General features: G+C 68.2%; 5 protein-coding genes. 3 read left to right on the top strand and 2 right to left on the bottom strand.

Translation table 11 applies throughout. The features are described 5' to 3' along the window. Nucleotide 1: 1 nt before the first annotated feature. From FOB72_RS24300 to FOB72_RS24310, 3 genes are read left to right on the top strand one after another with little or no spacing between them, the layout of a single operon-like run. Nucleotides 2-7,783, top strand: a complete 7,782-nt coding sequence (locus FOB72_RS24300; protein WP_150375218.1) for a non-ribosomal peptide synthetase — start codon at nt 2-4, stop codon at nt 7,781-7,783. Continuing rightward, nucleotides 7,780-12,348 carry a non-ribosomal peptide synthetase gene (locus FOB72_RS24305; protein WP_150375219.1) on the top strand — a complete coding sequence of 1,523 codons (4,569 nt, stop codon included), beginning with the start codon at nt 7,780-7,782 and terminating at the stop codon, nt 12,346-12,348. Before FOB72_RS24300 ends, FOB72_RS24305 begins: the two co-directional genes overlap by 4 nt. A gap of 9 nt (nt 12,349-12,357) precedes the next feature. Then, entirely contained in the window at nt 12,358-18,279 is a 5,922-nt protein-coding gene (locus tag FOB72_RS24310) for a condensation domain-containing protein (RefSeq protein ID WP_150375220.1), read from the top strand. Nucleotides 18,280-18,657: 378 nt separating this feature from the next. Here FOB72_RS24310 and FOB72_RS24315 read toward each other — a convergent pair whose 3' ends face one another. After that, nucleotides 18,658-18,924 carry a hypothetical protein gene (locus FOB72_RS24315; protein WP_150375221.1) on the bottom strand — a complete coding sequence of 89 codons (267 nt, stop codon included), beginning with the start codon at nt 18,922-18,924 and terminating at the stop codon, nt 18,658-18,660. Continuing rightward, nucleotides 18,921-20,081 carry a PepSY-associated TM helix domain-containing protein gene (locus tag FOB72_RS24320; protein WP_150375222.1) on the bottom strand — a complete coding sequence of 387 codons (1,161 nt, stop codon included), beginning with the start codon at nt 20,079-20,081 and terminating at the stop codon, nt 18,921-18,923. The genes FOB72_RS24315 and FOB72_RS24320 overlap by 4 nt, the downstream gene beginning before the upstream one ends. Nucleotides 20,082-20,195: the final 114 nt, after the last annotated feature.

The following is a 20,195-nucleotide window of genomic DNA, read 5'->3' on the forward strand; positions in this document are numbered from 1 at the left end:
GATGATCGATCCACAACAAGGCCGTGACCTCGTCCGGCGTTATGTCGCGCTGCCGCGGGACAAGCGGGGCGTGCTGCTCGAACGGCTGCGCGCGCAGGGCATCGATTTCTCGATTTTGCCGATTACCGCGGACTGGCGTGGGACGGCGGCGGATGCGCAGGCGCTACCGCTTTCGGCCGCGCAGCAGCGGATGTGGTTTCTGTGGAAGCTGGATCCTTTGGGGAGTGCCTATCATCTGGCGGGGATGTTGCGGTTACGAGGTCGGCTCGATCTTGTTGCGCTGCAGGCGAGCTTCGATGCGCTCGTGGCACGGCATGAGAGTTTGCGGACGACGTTTCATGAATCCGACGGGGTCGCGGTGCAGCGGATCCATGCTGTGCTGCCCGTGACGATTCCGGTTGTGGATGTCACGGAAGGTTCCTTGACCGCGCATGTGGATGCGGAGGCCCAGGCACCGTTCGATCTCGAGCATGGGCCGCTGATGCGCGTGCGGCTGCTACGTCTGGCCGACGACGACCACGTGCTGCTCGTGACCATGCACCATATCGTCTCGGACGGATGGTCGATGGGCGTGGTCATCGACGAGTTTGCCGCGCTCTATACCGCGCACACGCAAGGACGGCCTTTGGCGCTGCCGTTGCCGGACGCGCAGTATGCGGACTATGCGGCGTGGCAGCGGAACTGGCTCGAGGCCGGGGAGCGGGAGCGGCAGCTCGCGTACTGGCACGCGACACTGGGTCCGGACCCCGTCGTGCTCGAGCTCCCTGCCGATCGGGCTCGGCCTGCGGTGCCTTCGCATCGCGGGGGCTTTGTCTCGTTCTCGCTTGGGCGTGATGATGTGCGTCAGCTTGGCGAGCTGGCCCGTCTGGCCGATACCACGACGTTCACGGTGTTGCTCGCGGCGTTCCAGATTCTGCTCTATCGCTATACGGGGCAGCAGGATATTCGCGTCGGCGTGCCGGTCGCCAATCGCAATCGTGCCGAGACCGCTCGGACGGTCGGGTTCTTTGTCAACACGCAGGTGTTGCGCGGTCTCGTCGATGGCTCGCGTAGTGTGTTGCGCTTGCTGGGCGAGGCACGTGAATCCGTGCAGCAGGCGCAGGCGCATCAGGAGCTCCCGTTCGAGCAACTGGTCGAGGCATTGCAGCCCGAGCGGAGCCTGTCGCATAACCCGCTGTTTCAGGTGATGCTCAACCACCAGCGACGGGATCTGCGGGCATTGCGGCAGTTGCCGGGCCTCACGCTAGAGCGCGTGGCGCGGACGGCGAGTGCGGCCAAGGTGGATCTGGCGCTCGATACACAGGAGGATGAGGACGGGATCGAGGGTGTGTTCGGCTACGCGAGCGATCTGTTCGAGCATGCGACGGTGGAGCGGTTGCAGGGGCATTATGTGGCGGTGTTGCGGCAGATGATGGCAACGCCCGATGGATTGGTGGCCGACATCGTGCTCGAGCATGCCGACGCTCGGGATGAGGATCCTCGGTTCCGGGAGGCCATGCCTGTGCATATGGCCATCGCCCGGCAGGCGGTGGTGCAGCCGGATGGGATTGCTGTGCGATGCGGCGTGGATACGCTGAGCTATCGGGAGCTCGATGGCCAAGCCGAGCGGCTCGCCCGCACGTTGGTCTCGCGCCTTACGGGCGGCAAGACTAGACCCGGCGTAGCGCCCGCGACGCGCGCGGCTCGTGACGAGCTCGAGGACGGCGTGGCCATCGACCGCGCGCTCGCGACGCGCGCGGCTCGTGGCGGGCCCGAGGACGGCGTGGTCATCGGCCGCGCGCTCGCGACGCGCGGGACTGGCGACGATCCGGTCGCCGGCCGGGCGAGCACGACGCCCGAGACGCGTGGCGAGCCCGTCGTCGGGGTCGTCATCGACCGTACCCCCGCCATGATCATCCGGCTGCTGGCCGTGCTCAAGGCCGGGGCGGCCTATGTGCCGATCGATCCGGAATTGCCGGCGGCCCGTATTGCCGAGATGACCGACGGCGCGCGCGTGCAGCTACTGCTTTCCTCGCAGCGGCTGCGTGGGCGCGTGCAGACTGCCCTGCCCGTGCTGGAAATGGAGAGCGTCGGCGACAGCGACGCAGCATTGCCCACTGTGCTGCCGGGCCAGCTCGCCTACCTGATCTACACCTCGGGTTCCACCGGCGCGCCCAAGGCCGTCGCCGTCGAGCACGGCCCGCTCGCCATGCATTGCCACGCGACCGCCGAGCAATACGGCATGGCCCCCGGCGAGCGCGAGTTGCACTTCCTTGCCTTCAGCTTCGATGGCGCACACGAGCGCTGGCTCGCACCCCTCGTTGCCGGCGCCGAAGTCGTGCTGCGCGATGACGAGCTCTGGGATGCGGAACGAACGCTGGACGCATTCACGCGTTACCGCATTACCAACGCCGGATTCCCGCCCGCCTATCTGATGCGCCTGGTCGAGGCTGCCCGTGGCAATGCCCCGGCATTGCGCCTGCTGTCCTTCGGCGGCGAGGCCATCTCGCGCGAGAGTTTTGCGCATGTGCGGGATACCTTCCGCGCGAAGACGCTGATCAATGGCTATGGGCCGACCGAAGCGGTCGTCACGCCGCTGGCATGGGTGACGGACGCGCAGGCGCACTGCAGGCAAGCTTATGCGCCAATCGGCCGGCCCGTGGGCTCGCGGCATGCGTACGTGCTCGATGCCGATCTGAACCCAGTCCCGTATGGCGCCATCGGCGAGCTCTATATCGGTGGCTTCGGCCTTGCACGCGGGTATGCCCATCGGCCGGCGCTGACCGCAGAACGGTTCCTGCCCGATCCGTTTGCAGCCGGTGCACGCATGTACCGGACCGGCGATCTCGTGCGGCAGGCGCCCGATGGCAATGTCGAGTACGTCTCGCGGCGCGATCATCAGGTCAAGATTCGCGGGTATCGTATCGAGCCGGGCGAGATCGAGGCGCGGCTTCGGGCCTGCGCGGGTGTGGCGGAGGCCGCCGTACTCGCAGTGGAGACCGCGACCGGCGCGCAACTGGTCGCGTATGTCTCTGGCGCGGCTGACCCGCTGGTGTTGCGGCGCCTGCTCGAGGACACGCTGCCCGCCTATATGGTCCCGGCGCAGATCGTCGCGCTCGACCGGTTGCCCGTCACCTCGAACGGCAAGCTCGACCGGCGTGCGCTGCCCGCACCGGTCTTCGAGGCGACCGAGCATGTGGCCGCTGCCACCGACATCGAAGCCGCGCTTGTGCGGATCTGGCAGGACGTGCTCGGCGTCGAGCGTGTGGGCGTCACCGACAACTTCTTCGAGCTCGGTGGGGACTCGATCCTCTCGATTCAGGCCGTGAGCCGGGCCCGGCAGGCGGGACTGCGCTTTACGCCGAAGGATCTGTTCCTGCATCAGACGGTACGGGCGTTGGCACAGGTGGTGACGTCCGCGCAGAGCGCCGGGGAAGCGATGCCCACGGGCGAGGTGCCGCTGCTACCCGTGCAGCGCGAGTTCTTCGAAGCGCCGATTCCTTCCCGGCATCACTGGAATCAGGCGGTGTTGCTGCGGCCGACGCAAGCGCTCGACGTCGCACGGTTGCAGATCGCGGTCGATCGGCTCGTCGCGCATCATGACGCGTTGCGGTTGCGGTTCGCCGAGCGTGACGGCGACTGGACGCAGCACTACGCGGACACGGCAATCACGACCGTGACGCACGATGCCATCACAGAGGACACGCTGACCGATGCCTGCACGCGCGCGCAACAGGGACTGAACCTCGAGCACGGGCCGCTGCTGCGCGTGGCATTGTTCACGCTGCCCGATGGCTCGCAACGGTTGCTCATTGCGATTCACCACCTCGTGGTCGATGGGGTATCGTGGCGCATCCTGCTGGAAGACCTCCAGCAAGCCTACCGCGATGACGCAGCCCTGCCCGCGCGCACATCGTCGTATCAAGCGTGGGCGCGCAAACTGCAACAGCATGCCGCGTCGCTCGCGCACGAGCTGCCATTCTGGCGAACCCAGCAGGGTCCAACGCTGAACGCGCGGAAAGACGTGCCCGCGCGCAACGCCACGGTAGCAACGGTATCGCTGCCCGCCGCGACCACCCGCGCGTTGCTGACCGACGCGCACGCCGCCTACCGGACGCAGATCAACGATCTGCTGTTGGCCGCCATCGCACGCGCGGTCGGCCAGTGGCAAGGCTTCGAAACCGTCGCTGTGCTTCTGGAAGGCCACGGCCGGGAAGCGCTGTTCGACGACATCGATCTCTCCCGCACCATCGGCTGGTTCACGAGCACGTTCCCCGTCGCGCTGCCCATCGACGCCGACCTCGGCACGCATATCAAGCGCGTCAAGGAAACCCTGCGCGCCGTGCCGCAGCATGGCATCGGCTTCGGCCTGCTACGCGACGGCCTGCGCGACATGACGCCACCGTCGATCACGTTCAACTACCTGGGGCAGTTCGAGCAGGGCAGCCAACCCAACGCGCTGTTCTCGCGCGCCGCGGAATCCGCGGGCGAGACGCGCGGTGCCGATGCCCGGCTTGGCAATGCCATCGTCATCAATGGCATGGTGCGCGACGGCGCGCTCGTGTTCGATCTTGCGTTTGCCGAGCCCGGCCACTCGGCATTGGCGCCGCTGCTGCAGCGCGCGCTCGAAGCCGTCGTCGCGCATTGTGTCGCGATGCCGGCCGGCGCGCTCACGCCATCGGACGTGCCGCTGTCTGGGCTCGATCAGGTTCAACTCGACCGACTGCCGGGCGCGGAGATCGCGGACATCTATCCGCTTGCGCCGATGCAGCAGGGGATGCTGTTCCATGCGCTCTATGCGCCGGACACGGCCATGTATATCAACCAGATGTCGGTGGATCTGGCGGGACTCGACGCCGAGCGCATGCGCCGCGCCTGGAACGACACGATTGCCGCGCACGATATCCTGCGTACCGCATTTGTCCATATCGATGGCGAGCCCTTGCAGGTCGTGCGCCGTGATGTGCCGTCGCCTGTGCGGATCGATGCGACCGGCGATGCCGATGAACTGGCCTTGCAGGATCGCACGCGGCCGTTCTCGCTCGACACGGCGCCGCTGATGCGCGTGCGGCTGGTCGCGCAGGGCGCGTCACGGCACCGCATGATCTGGACCAGCCACCATCTGCTGCTCGATGGCTGGAGCACCGCGCGGCTGATCGGCGAGGTTCTGCAGCGGTATCACTGCCAGCCCGTGGAGACGGTTGCCACGCGCTATCGCGACCATATCGCGTGGTTGCAGGCGCAGGATGCGTCGGCCAGCGAGGCGTTCTGGCAGCAACGGCTGCCCGCGCTCGAGACGCCCACGCTGCTCGCGCAGGCGCTGCCCGCGCTGGCCGAGCCAATGACGGGCCATGCCGTGCAGCGTGTGCGCATCGATGCCCAGCCGCTGCAACGCGCGGCACAGCAGCAGCGCGTGACCTTGAACACGTTGCTGCAGGCCGCATGGATCGTCGTGCTGCAACGCTATACGGGCCAGCGTGCGGTCGCATTCGGCGCCACCGTGGCGGGCCGCCCGGCGACGTTGCCCGGCGCCGATGCGATGCTCGGGCTGTTTATTAACACATTGCCCGTGATTCAGGCACCTTCGCCCGACCAGCGCATCGATGCGTGGTTGCAGGCATTGCAGCAGGAGAACCTGTCCCTGCGCGAGCACGAACACGTGCCCCTGTACGAGATCCAGCGCTGGGCCAATCAGGGCGGGCAGCCGCTGTTCGATTCGATCCTCGTGTTCGAGAACTACCCGATCGACGCCGCGCTGCGCGAGCGCGAGCAGCACGGCCTGCACATTGGCGAGATCCGCCATGCCGCCACGACGAACTATCCGCTGACGCTCGTCGTGGCGGGCAACCAGACGCTCGACATTGCGTTCAGCTATGCGACCGGGCTCTTCTCGGCCGACCGCATTGCCCAGTTGCAGCAACACTTCGTTGCGGTGCTGGGGCAACTGGCCGCCGCACCCGACGCCCATGTCGGCACGCTTGGGATCGGCACGGCAGGGACATCGATCGATGGCGGCGATCCGGGCACGCCGACGCTGCTGCTCGATGCATGGGCGCGGCATGTCGAGGCCGACCCGCAAGCAATCGCGGTGCGGTACGAAGCGGAGGCCATGACGCGGGCCGAGATCGATGCGCAAGCGAATGGCATTGCGCATGCCCTGCATGCCAAGGGCATCGGCACCGAAGATGTCGTCGCGCTCTGCCTCGAGCGATCTCCCGCATTCGTGGCCGGCTGGCTCGGCATTCTCAAGGCGGGCGCCGTATGCCTTCCGCTCGACGCGTCGCAGCCCGAGGGCCGGCTGCGGCAACTGGCCGATGCCGCCAACGCGCGGGCGACGATCGGTACGCTGTCCGATGTCGGCACGCTCGACCCCGCGCGGGTGCCCCCGTGCGCGCGGGCACCGGACGTGCGGATGCATCCGGACCAGGGCGCGTATGTCATTTTCACCTCGGGTTCCACGGGTACGCCCAAAGGTGTGCTGGTCAGTCACCGTGCGCTCGGCCAGTATCTCGATGGCGTGCTGACACGGCTCGCGTTGCCGGCGCACGCCAGCATGGCCATGATCTCCACCACCGCGGCCGATCTTGGGCATACCGTGTTGTTCGGCGCGCTCTACAGCGGCCGGACGCTGCATCTGATGTCGCGCGAGCGTGGCTTCTCGCCCGATCGCTTTGCCGAGTATATGGCCGCGCATCGCGTGGGCGTGCTCAAGATCGTGCCCAGTCATCTGCGGGCGCTGTTGCAGGCGGCAACACCCGCTGACGCCCTGCCGCATACGGCGCTGATCGTCGGTGGCGAACCCACGCCGGTGGACCTCGTCGCGCAGATCCGCGCGCTGCGTCCCGACATGGCCCTGTTCAACCATTACGGTCCGACGGAGGCGACGGTTGGCGTGCTGACGCATGCGAGCCACGCCGACGAACAAGGGGGCCTGCCGCTGGGCAGGCCGCTGCCTGGCATGACCGCGCATGTGCTGGACAGCGACCTGAACCCGCTGCCGGCGGGCATTGCGGGCGATCTCTACCTGCGCGGCGCGCAACTCGCGCGCGGGTATCTTGCGCAGCCCGGCATGACGGCCGAGCGCTTTGTGCCCGATCCGTTCGCAGACGGTCAGCGCATGTATCGCACTGGCGACCGCGTGCATGTCGATGGCGAAGGCCGGCTGCATTACCTCGGGCGTGCCGACGAGCAGGTGAAGGTGCGCGGCTATCGCATCGAACCCGGCGAAGTGGCCGAGCGGCTGCGCGCGCAGCCAGGCGTGCGCGATGCGGTCGTGCTCGTGCGCGGGGAGCGACTTGTGGCGTGGTGCGTGCTGGACGGCACCGATATCCACACGCTCAAGGCGCTGGCCAGGGCGCAGCTGCCCGACTACATGGTGCCGGCGCAGATTGTGGCGATCGATCGCGTGCCCGTCACGGCCAATGGCAAGCTCGACCGCCGCGCGCTGCCCGATCCGGTATTCGATGCCGAGTCCTACGTCGCGCCGCGCACGGACACCGAGGCGATGCTGGCCACGCTCTGGCAGGAGCTGCTCGACGTGCCGCGCGTGGGTGTGCACGACAACTTCTTTGCGCTCGGGGGGCACTCGCTGCTGATTACGCGCCTGGCCGGGCGGCTTGGTGTGGCGCTCGATCTGACGTTGCCGCTCAAGGTCTATTTCGACGCCGCGAACCTTGCAGAGATGGCCGCGCATATCGAAGCCGAACGTGCCGCGCGTGGTGGCGGCAGCGCGGATGCCGCGGGCAATGCCGAGGCGTGGCAGGACATGGAAGACTGGATGGATGATCTGGAGACGCAGGCATGAGCCTTGACAAGATGCGGCTTGCCCAACGTTTTGCCGGCCTGCCGCCGGCGGCGCAGGAACGCTTTCTTTACGAACTGCGGCAGCGGGGGCTCGACTTCGGCAGCCTGCCGATTCCGCCGCGTGGGCAGGCGGAGAGTGCGTTGTCGTATGCGCAGCAGCGGTTGTGGTTCTTGTGGCAGATGGACCGGGGCGCCGGGCTTTACAACATTCCGCGGGCGGTGCGGTTACGGGGTCGGCTCGATCTTGTTGCGCTGCAGGCGAGCTTCGATGCGCTCGTGGCACGGCATGAGAGTTTGCGGACGACGTTTCATGAATGCGACGGGGTCGCGGTGCAGCGGATCCATGCTGTGCTGCCCGTGACGATTCCGGTTGTGGATGTCACGGAAGGTTCCTTGACCGCGCATGTGGATGCGGAGGCCCAGGCACCGTTCGATCTCGAGCATGGGCCGCTGATGCGCGTGCGTCTGCTACGTCTGGCCGACGATGACCACGTGCTGCTCGTGACCATGCACCATATCGTCTCGGACGGATGGTCGATGGGCGTGGTCATCGACGAGTTTGCCGCGCTCTATACCGCGCACACGCAAGGACGGCCTTTGGCGCTGCCGTTGCCGGACGCGCAGTATGCGGACTATGCGGCGTGGCAGCGGAACTGGCTCGAGGCCGGGGAGCGGGAGCGGCAGCTCGCGTACTGGCACGCGACACTGGGTCCGGACCCCGTCGTGCTCGAGCTCCCTGCCGATCGGGCTCGGCCTGCGGTGCCTTCGCATCGCGGGGGCTTTGTCTCGTTCTCGCTTGGGCGTGATGATGTGCGTCAGCTTGGCGAGCTGGCCCGTCTGGCCGATACCACGACGTTCACGGTGTTGCTCGCGGCGTTCCAGATTCTGCTCTATCGCTATACGGGGCAGCAGGACATTCGCGTCGGCGTGCCAGTCGCCAATCGCAATCGTGCCGAGACCGCTCGTACGGTCGGGTTCTTTGTCAACACGCAGGTGTTGCGCGGTCTCGTCGATGGCTCGCGTAGTGTGTTGCGCTTGCTGGGCGAGGCACGCGAGTCCGTGCAGCAGGCGCAGGCGCATCAGGAATTACCGTTCGAGCAACTGGTCGAGGCATTGCAGCCCGAGCGGAGCCTGTCGCATAACCCGTTGTTTCAGGTCATGCTCAACCACCAGCGGCGGGATCTGCGGGCATTGCGGCAGTTGCCGGGCCTCACGCTAGAGCGCGTGGCACGCACGGCCAGCGCGGCCAAGGTGGATCTCGCGCTCGATACACAGGAGGATGAGGACGGGCTCGAGGGTGTGTTCGGCTACGCGAGCGATCTGTTCGAACATGCGACGGTGGAGCGGTTGCAGGGGCATTATGTGGCGGTGTTGCGGCAGATGATGGGGGCGCCCGATGGATTGGTGGCCGACATCGTGCTCGAGCATGCCGAGGCTCGGGATGAGGATCCTCGGTTCCGCGATGCCGTGCCGGTACATACGGCGATTGCCTGGCAGGCGGCGGTGCAGCCGGATGGGATTGCTGTGCGATGCGGGGAGATTGCGCTGACCTACGCGCAACTGGACCGCGAGGCCGACCGACTCGCCCGCGCGCTGGTCGACCGCCTTGCGGGCGGCGAGCCAGTAGTCGGTGTCGTCATCGACCGTACCCCCGCCATGATCATCCGGCTGCTGGCCGTGCTCAAGGCCGGGGCGGCCTATGTGCCGATCGATCCGGAATTGCCAGCGGCCCGTATTGCCGAGATGATCGACGGCGCGCGCGTGCAGCTACTGTTGTCCTCGCAGCGGCTGCGTGGGCGTGTGCAGACTGCCCTGCCCGTGCTGGAAATGGAGAGCGTCGGCGACAGCGACGCAGCATTGCCCACCGTGCTGCCGGGCCAGCTAGCCTATCTGATCTACACCTCTGGTTCGACCGGCACCCCCAAGGCCGTCGCCGTCGAGCACGGCCCGCTCGCCATGCATTGCCACGCGACCGCCGAGCAATACGGCATGGCCCCCGGCGAGCGCGAGTTGCACTTACTTGCCTTCAGCTTCGATGGCGCGCACGAGCGCTGGCTCGCGCCGCTCGTTGCCGGCGCGGAGGTCGTGCTGCGCGATGACGAACTGTGGAGCGCCGAGCGGACCATCGAAGCCTTTGCCGCGCATCGCATCACGAACGGCGGCTTCCCGCCCGCCTACCTGGCCCGCCTGGCCGAAGCCGCGCAGGCCAGCGCCGACGAGCCCCCAACGCTGCGGTTGCTATCGATGGGCGGCGAGGCTATCTCGCGTGAGAGCTTCAACAATGTTCGTCGCGCATTCCGCGTCAAGACCCTCATCAATGGATACGGACCGACCGAGGCCGTGGTGTCGCCGCTGGCATGGGTGGCCCATCCCGACACGCCATTCACGGCGGCCTATGCGCCAATCGGCCGGCCGGTGGGATCCCGGCATGCATATGTGCTCGATGCCGATCTGAACCCAGTCCCGTATGGCGCCATCGGCGAGCTGTATATCGGTGGCTTCGGGCTTGCACGCGGGTATGCCCATCGGCCCGCGCTGACGGCTGAACGGTTCCTGCCCGATCCGTTTGTGGCCGGTGCACGCATGTACCGTACCGGCGATCTGGTAAGGCAGGCGCCCGATGGCAATGTCGAGTACGTTTCGCGGCGCGATCATCAGGTCAAGATTCGCGGGTATCGGATCGAGCCGGGCGAGATCGAGGCTCGGCTACGGGCCTGTGCGGGTGTGGCGGAGGCCGCCGTCCTCGCAGCGGAGACCGCGATCGGCGCGCAACTGGTCGCGTATGTCTCTGGCGCGGCTGACCCGCTGGTGTTGCGGCGCCTGCTCGAGGACACGCTGCCTGCCTATATGGTCCCGGCGCAGATCGTCGCGCTCGACCGGTTGCCCGTTACGTCGAACGGCAAGCTCGACCGGCGCGCGCTGCCCGCACCGGTCTTCGAGGCGACCGAGCATGTGACCGCTGCCACCGACATCGAAGCCGCGCTTGTGCGGATCTGGCAGGACGTGCTCGGCGTCGAGCGTGTGGGCGTCACCGACAACTTCTTCGAGCTCGGTGGGGATTCGATCCTCTCGATTCAGGCGGTCAGCCGCGCGCGGCAGGCAGGACTGCGCTTTACGCCGAAGGATCTGTTTCTGCATCAGACCGTGCGGGCGTTGGCACAGGTGGTGACGTCCGCGCAGAGCGCCGGGGAGGCGATGCCCACAGGCGAGGTGCCGCTGCTACCCGTGCAGCGCGAGTTCTTCGAAGCGCCGATTCCTTCCCGGCATCACTGGAATCAGGCGGTGTTGCTGCGGCCGACGCAAGCGCTCGACGTGGCACGGTTGCAAACCGCGGTCGATCGGCTCGTCGCGCATCACGACGCGTTGCGGTTACGGTTTGCCGAGCGAGACGGCGACTGGACGCAGCACTATGCGGACACCGCGATCACGACCGTGACGCACGATGCGGTGACCGAGGACGCGCTGACCGACGCTTGCACGCGCGCGCAACACGAACTGAACCTCGAACACGGCCCGCTGCTGCGCGTGGCATTGTTCACGTTGCCCGATGGCTCGCAACGGTTGCTCATTGCGATTCACCACCTCGTGGTCGATGGGGTGTCGTGGCGCATCCTGCTGGAAGACCTCCAGCAAGCGTACCGCGACGAGGCAGCGTTGCCCGCGCGAACATCGTCATATCAGGCGTGGTCCCGCAGGCTGCGGCACCACGCGCAATCCACCACGATGGCCGACGAATCGGCATTCTGGCTCGGCCAGCCCGATGCCCCGCAACCCGTCCCCGACCACGACGTCCCCGCGCTCGCCCGCGATGCCGCGCACGAGACCGTGCGGATCGACCCCCACCGCACCGCGCAGTTGCTACAGGACGCGCACGCCGCCTATCGCACGCGGATCAACGACCTCCTGCTTGCCGCGGTCGCGTCGGCCACGGGTCAGTGGACCGGCCACTCGCGCATCGGCATCGTGCTCGAAGGCCATGGACGCGAGTCGCTGTTCGAGGACGTCGATTTGTCGCGAACCGTTGGCTGGTTCACGTCGATCTATCCGCTTGTGCTGCCCGTCGGCACGGACATCGGCGACGGCATTCGCCAGGCCAAGGAGGCGCTGCGCGCCGTGCCATCGCAAGGCCTCGGCTATGGCCTGCTGCGCCATGACGGCCCTGACGCCGTTCGCCATGCATTGGCCGCCCGCACGCTGCCCCGCATCACGTTCAACTATCTGGGGCAGTTCGATCAGGGTAACACCCGGGACCAGGGCGCGCTGTTCGAGCGTGCGAACGAACCATCGGGGGACAGCCGCAGCCCCGATGCACCGCTCGGCAACTGGATCACGATCAACGGACAGGTCTTCGACGGCGTGCTGGAGTTTCGCATCGGCTACAGCCGGGCGCAGTTCGCGACCCTGCGTCCGCTGGCAGAGGCGTTGCAAGCCGCGCTCGAAGGCGTGGTCGACCACTGCGTCGCGCAGGGCACGGACGCCCATCATCAGAGCATGACGCCGTCGGACCTCGTGAACGTGACAATGGATCAGGCGTCGCTGGACGCGCTGCTCGACACCGTGTTGTAGGACATACGCATGACTTCGGAACGACGCAAGCAGGATATCGAAACCATCGCGGCCCTCACGCCGCTGCAACAGGGGGTACTGTTCCACGCCCTCGAACGCGGGCACGAAGATCCCTATCACTACCAGCGCGTCTTCGTGCTGGAGGGCGACCTCTCCGTGCCGCGCTTCGAGCAGGCGTGGCAGCAAGCCGCCGATCGCCATCAGGCCCTCCGCACCGACTATATCGTCGGCGAAAGCGATACCCCGCTGCAGGTCATCTACAAGCGCCGCCCCGTCACGCTCGAACAGGTCGACTGGCGGGATCAGGATGCAACGAGCCAGCGTGCCGCGCTCGAGGCGTGGCTCGCTGTGCAACGCGCGGAAGGCTTCGGCTTTCGCCGTGCCGCCGATCTGCGGCTGCGGCTCATGCGGATCGGCGCGGACCAATGGTGGCTGGCCTGGAGCTTTCACCACGTGCAGATGGATGGCTGGAGCGTCGGCATTGCGCTGTCCGACGTGCTGCGCGCCTATCGCGGCGACGCGCTGCCACCGCTGTCGCGCCCGTTCAGCAGCTATCTGCTATGGCTCGGCCAGCGCGACCATGCCGGCTCGCTCGCGCACTGGCAGTCGGTGCTCGATCTCGCCGACGGGCGCACGCCCATGCCGTATGAGGGCATTGCGCAACGCGCGGCACGCGCGGGCTATGCGGAGCAGAAGCTCAGTTGCGGTCCCGCGCTCAGCGCCGCATTGCGCGATCGCGCGCGCGGCGCCGGTGTCACGCTCAATACGATCGTTCAGTCCGCATGGGGCTGGCTGCTCGCGCGCCACGCCGGCACCGATGGCGCGATGTTCGGCACGACCGTTTCGGGCCGTTCGGGGGAGTTGCCCGGCATCGAGCAGACCGTCGGCCTGTTTATCAACACGCTGCCGCAGTATGTGCCGGTGCCGGCCGATATGGCCGTGCGCGATTGGTGGCAGGCCGTGCAGCGGCAGGCCGTCTCCAATCAGCAGCATGAACATACGCCCTTGCCCGATATCCAGCGTCTGCGCGAAGGCGGTACGGACGGCGGCGCGCTGTTCGAGAGCATCGTGGTGTTCGAAAATTATCCGGTCGATGCCGCGCTGCGGCAACCGATCGACGGCCTCGCGATCCGCCTGCTCGATCTGCGCCAGCCCACGGGCACCGGCGAGGCGGTAACCACGCATGGCCGCAACAACTTCGCGCTGAGCCTGATCGCCGTTGCCGAAGCGCAGCTGCATCTGACGCTCGCCTACCGGCGCGATGCGTTCGACGACGACGCCATGACCACGCTGCTGCGTCAGCTGGAATCCGGGCTGCAGGCCATGGCCGACGACTCGGGGCAACCGTTGGGCGCCCTCGCGCTGCCCACCTCGGACCGGGACGGTATCGTGCGCGGCGAACCCGCGCCTCCGGCGCCCGGCGTGCTGGACCGCTGGCAACAGCATCTGGCCGCCAATCCCGACGCCCCGGCGCTGCAGGACGACGCCACCGTGCTTACGCGCGCGCGGGCCGATGCGCTCGCCAACGGTATCGCCCATGCGCTGCGCGCACAGGGTGTCGGCGCGGAAAGCGTGGTGGCGCTATGCATCGATCGATCGGTGGCGTTCGGTGTCGGCTGGCTCGGCGTGCTGAAGGCGGGCGCCATCTGCCTGCCGCTCGATCCGGCCCAGCCCGCCGAGCGCCTTCGGCAGTTGCTGCACGATGCGGATGCGGTGGCCATCGTGGGCACACCCGTCGGCGCGACGCCGTTGCCCGCCATCGACCCCATGACGGCCACGCCTGCCGAGCGCCCTCGGCAATTGCTGCACGATGCGGGTGCGGTCGCCATCGTGGGCACACCCGTCGGCGCGACGCCGTTGTCCGTCATCGACCCCATGACGGCCACGCCTGCCGAGCGCCCTCGGCAATTGCCGCACGATGCGGGGGCGATGGCCATCGTGGGCACACCCGTCGGCGCGACGCCGTTGCCCGTCATCGACCCCATGACGGCCACCCCCGCCGAGCGCCCTCGGCAATTGCCGCACGATGCGGGGGCGATGGCCATCGTGGGCACACCCGTCGGCGCGACGCCGTTGCCCGTCATCGATCCCATGACGGCCACGCCGCGGACCGATGCGCCGGCCAACCCGTGGCGGCCCGATCAGGGCGCCTACCTGATCTACACATCGGGATCGACGGGTGCACCGAAGGGCGTGGTCGTCAGCCATCGGGCAATCGCCCACTACACGGCCGGCGTTCTCGCGCGGCTCGCCCTCCCGCAGGCATCGAGCATGGCGATGGTCTCGACGCCGGCCGCCGACCTCGGTCATACGATGCTGTTCGGCGCACTGTGCGGCGGCCATCTGCTGCACCTGATATCGGCGCGGCGCGCGACCGATCCCGATCGGTTCGCCGAATACATGGCGTTGCACGGCGTCGGCGCGCTCAAGATCGTCCCCGCGCATCTGCGCGGACTGCTGGAGGCGAAGGACGCAGCCCATGTGCTGCCGGCCCACGCGCTCGTGCTCGGTGGCGAGGCCACGTCCGCGGAGCTTGCCGCGCGCCTGCATGCGCTGCGTCCCGAGATGCAGCTGTTCAACCACTACGGTCCCACCGAGACCACGGTCGGCGTGCTGACCCATCATGCGGAAGCTGACGCGTTCGCGGCCGGCGGCCCAGCCGTGCCCACGGGCCTGCCGCTGCCGGGCACACATGTCCATGTGCTCGACCGCGCGGGAAACCCCGTGCCGCGCGGCGTGGCCGGCGAGCTGTACGTGGGCGGACCGCAGGTCGCGCGTGGCTATCTGCGGCAGGCGGGCGTCACGGCGAGCCGCTTTTTGCCGGATCCGATCGTGCCCGGCGGCCGCATGTATCGCACCGGCGATCGCGTGCGGCAGGATGAAGCCGGCCGCATCCACTACATCGGCCGCGCCGACGATCAGGTCAAGATTCGCGGATACCGTGTGGAGCCCGGCGAGGTCGCGCATGCGGTGCGCGCCATCGCGGGCGTACGCGATGCGGCCGTGCTCGTGCGCGATGGCCGGCTCGTGGCCTGGTGCGTGCTCGACGGCGTGACGGCGGACGCCGTGCGTGCCGCGCTGCGGGGTGCCCTGCCCGACCATATGGTGCCGTCGCATGTGGTGCCGGTGGACAGGCTGCCGGTAACCGCCAATGGCAAGCTCGATCGCCACGCATTGCCCGATCCCGAAGCGACGGCCCACGCGTTCGTTCCACCGCGGACCGAAACGGAGACTGCGCTCGCGCAGGTCTGGCAGGACGTGCTCGGTGTGCCGCAGGTCAGCGCCACGGACAATTTCTTTGCGCTGGGCGGCGATTCGATCCTGACGCTCAAGATCATTGCGCGGCTCAAGAAGGGCGGTCGGCGTCTGCTGCCGAGGCAGGTGTTCGAGTCTCCGGTGCTGACTGACCTTGCCGCGGCCATCGACGCCGCGACACCCGCTGCCACGCCGGCGGCAACTCAGGCGGTGACCGCGCCCGCAGCCGTCTCCCTCGCCGACCGCACGCGTCCGCTCGCGCTATCGTTCACGCAGCAGCGGCTCTGGTTCCTGTGGCAACTCGATCCGCAGGGCGGCACCTACAACATCCCGCGCGCGGTCCGTCTGCGCGGCACGCTCGATCGCGACGCGCTGCAACGGACCTTCGATGCGCTCGTGGCGCGGCACGAAGCGCTGCGCACCACGTTCGACGCGGAAGGCAGCGAGGTCTGGCAACGCATTCACGCGCCCGCCCGCGTCGATATCGCCATCACCGATCTGCGCGCGGCGCCGGACACCGCGCCCGTGCATGCCGATGCCGAGGCGCTGGCCCCATTCGATCTGCGCCAGGGTCCGCTGTTGCGCGTGCGGCTGCTCCAGCTCGCCGACGACGATCACGTGCTGCTGGTCACGCTGCACCATATCGTCGCCGACGGCTGGTCGATGGGCATCGTAATCGACGAGTTCGCGCGGCTCTATTCGGGCTTTGCCACCGGCAATGCGGTCACCCTCGCGCCACTGGCCCAGCAGTACGCGGACCACGCCGCGTGGCAACGGCGTCCCGAGCAGACGGCCGCCATCGCGCGTCAGCTGGACTGGTGGCGCGCGCATCTGGATGGGGCGCCGCGTGTGCTGGCGCTGCCGACCGATCGCGCGCGTCCGGCCACGCCGTCGCATAGGGCCGACGTGGTGCCCGTTGACTTCGCACCGGCACTGGTCGCGCAACTCCGGGGGCTTGCACAGTCGTCCAACACGACGCTGTTCGCGGTGCTGCTCGGCGCGTTCCAGGCGCTGCTCTATCGTGTGTCGGGGCAGACGTCGCCGTGCATCGGCGTGCCGATTGCCAATCGCCATCGCGCGGAAACCGCGGAGGTGGTCGGGGTGTTTATCAATACGCAGGTGTGGCGCGCGCGGCTGGCGCCCACCATGACCTATCGCGAACTGCTTGCGCAGGTGCGGCAGACCGCGGCCGATGCGCAGGCCAATCAGGACCTGCCGTTCGAGCAGCTCGTGGAAGCGTTGCAGCCCGCGCGCGATCTGTCGCGCAATCCGCTGTTCCAGGCGATGGCGAACCATCAGCGGCGCGACCGCGGCGCGGCGCGGCGCATTGCCGGCCTGACCGTGGAACCCGTGGAACGGCTCTCGCGGCGGACCAAGATGGATCTGTCGCTCGACACGCAGGAGGACGAGACCGGCGCGCTGCAGGGCATGCTGGGCTATGCCACCGATCTGTTCGATGCGGCGACCATTGCGCAATGGCGCGATCTGTATCTCGATATCCTCGCCCGCATGGTCGGCCAGCCCGATGCGGCATTGGGTGCTACCGATGCGGTGCCGCCGGTGGCCGAGCCTGGGCGGCCGGCTTCGGTGCCGGGCTATGTCCCGCCGCGTACGCCGACGCAGCGCTGGCTCGCGGATGTGTGGGCGCGTGCGCTTGGCGTGCCACGCATCGGCGTGCATGACAATGTGTTCGAGGCTGGCGCGCACTCGCTGCTGTGCCTGCAGGTGCTGGCGCAGTTGCGTTCCGCTGCTGCGGGCATGCACGTGGAACTGCGCGATCTGATGCAGTATCCGTCGATCGTCACGCTTGGCGAGGTCATCGATCGACGTTCGCGCGGCGAGGCGGAGCCCGAGGCGCGGGACCATGCGGTGCGGCTCAATCGCGCGGTTGCCGGGGCTGCTCCGCTGTTCTGCGTGCATGCCTCGTTCGGTACCGTGTCCGACTATGCCGCGCTGGCACAGGCGCTCGATGGGCAGCGCACGGTGTACGGTCTGGCGTGCCCGCCGGTCGAACGCTTCGACGACATCGAGGCACTTGCGCTTGCCCATGTCGAGGCTGTATGCCGTACGCAGCCTCGCGGGCCCTATCACCTGCTCGGCTGGTCGCTCGGTGGCGCGCTGGCGGCGCGCATCGCGTCGCTGCTCGAACAGCGTGGCGAGACGGTTGCCTTCGTTGGTCTCGTGGACAGTCATGTGCCAAAGGCCGCGGACCACGTGAGCCAGCCGCGCGGGTCGATCGAGGAACTGGTCGATTATCTCGGGCAGGCATTGCCGGGGCTCGACCGCGCCGCGTTGGCGGTAGAGGTGGAAGCTGCGAGGGCGGAGGCCGACGGGGCCGCGCGCGTCGAACGCATCGTGCGCGCCGCGTTCGCGCAGGCCGGCGGTGCGCCGGATGCCGACATTCAGGCGGAAGTCACGCGTATGCTCGGCACGGCGACGCGCCTGCGCGCGCTGGTTGGTGCGGTGACGATCGCGCCTGTACGCGTGGCGGTGGACAACTGGTGGACCGCGGACCGGGCGACGACCGACATCGCCCGCATGCACGCGCTACTGCCGTCGTGCACGGCGGCGCAGCGTATCGACGCGACCCACCTCGGCATCGTCCGCGCGGCGGACTGGCTCGCGGCGGTCGGCGCAAAGGTCGCGCAGGGCGAGGTGGCGACGTTGGCACGCTAATCCCGCGCCGGCCGCCTGCCCCGCGCTGGGCCATCGCCGGCGCACCGTTCGGCCGAGACTCACGCTCCGCGCCAGGCCATCGCCGGCGCACCATTCGCACGGGACTCGCGCTCCAAGCCGGGTCATCGCCGGCGCACCGTTCGTCCGAGGCTCGTGCTTCGCGCCGGGCCATCGCCGGCGCACCGTTCGCACGGGGCTCGTGCTCCGCGCCGGGCCCTCGCCGGCGCACCGTTCGCACGGGGCTCGCGCGCCGCGCCGGGTCATCGCCGGCGCACCGTTCGTCCGAGGCTCGTGCTTCGCGCCGGGCCATCGCCGGCGCACCGCTCTCGCACGAGGCTCGCGCGCCGCGCCGGGCAAGGGAGGCACGCACCCGCCCCATCAACGCCCATCCGCACGAGGCTCGCGCTCCGCGCCCGGCAGGGTGGCCGCACGACTGGGCGCGGCCTCGCGTGCCCTCGCGGCGGGCTTCAGCGCATACCAGAGCCCCGTCGCCGTCATCGCCCCGAGCGCGATCCACGAGATCCAGTCCCAGATGCCATCGGCGAACAGCGCCGCGGCCAGGCCCACGAGGCCGATGGCCGCGAGCCACAGCGGTGCGCCGTAGATCCACAGAAACGTGCCCGTCGCCTTGCGGTCGCCGCTCATCGCGCGGCTCCCGCATTGGCCGGTGCCGCCGCCCGATGCGTGGCTTCGATATCGCGCAGGCGCGACTGCATCTGCCGTGTGCGCCCAATCCACAGATACAGGCCACTACCAAGCAGCACGATGGCAATCACATCGAGCACAGCCCACAGCACCTTGAGCGGCATCGCGCCATAATCCCCGAAATGCAGCGGCCCCGAGATCCGCAGCGCCGCCACATACCACGGCATATCGCGCTTGGCGGCGAACGCGCCAGACTCCGCATCCACGAGCACCGGCTTGATCAGCCGCGACGTGATATGCGCATCGCCGCGCATGAACACCGCATAGTGCCGCGGCCCCGCGAGCGGCGTCCCCGGAAACGCGACAAACGCCGTCGTCATATGCGGCTCCTCGGCCTGTGCCAGGCCAATCGCCTTGTCCAGCGAGCTCAGCGCGCGCGGCGCGCCCTGCCCCACGAACGGCGCGACCATCGCCTTCAGTTCCGTCGATTGCCAGATGCCGTAGGTCGGCTTGGCCAGCGTCAGCAGCACACCGGTAACGCCCACCACCGTCAGCCAGGAGAGCGTCGCCATGCCCAGCACGTTATGCAGGTCGAGCCATTTGAGGCGCGGCGAACGTTCGCGGCGCACCGTGCCGAACGGCAGCTTCTTCATCAGCGGGCCATACACGACCACGCCCGACACAATCGACACCACGAACAGCAGCCCCATGAAGCCGAGGAACAGCGTCCCCGGCAGCCCCGCGAACAGATCGGTATGGAGCTTGACCATGATCAGCATGAAGCCCGAGCGCAGCGGCGTATCGCGCAGCAGATCGCCCGTGCGCGCGTCGTAGGTCAGCAGCGCGCCGCCCTGGCGCGGCGACTCGCGCGAGGACAACGACACGAACCACACCGGCTCCTCGTCGTCCGCCGTAACAAAGCGCACAGCCGAGCCCGGCCGCCGCTCGAGCGCGTCAGCGACGATGCGATCCACCGGCATGCGCGCCGTATCCGCGGGCATCTCCGGCGCTTCCACGCCATTGCCGAACCAATGGTCGATCTCGTGCCCGAACACGAGCGGCAGCCCGGTCAGGCACAGCAGGAGCAGGAAGACGGTGCAGACGAGGCTGGTCCATTTATGGACCAGATACCAGATTCGAAACGTGCGGATATGCATGGCGATCCGGCGGTTTTGAGAACGATTCGCATTTTAATCGAGTGCGGTGACGAACAGCTACCTAAATTCGCCCCGGCCCAATGCGTCTCCCCGGATATCGGCCCCGTGTGGGGC

The sequence above is a fragment of the Cupriavidus pauculus genome, assembly GCF_008693385.1.
In the GTDB taxonomy this organism is placed as follows: domain Bacteria; phylum Pseudomonadota; class Gammaproteobacteria; order Burkholderiales; family Burkholderiaceae; genus Cupriavidus; species Cupriavidus pauculus_D.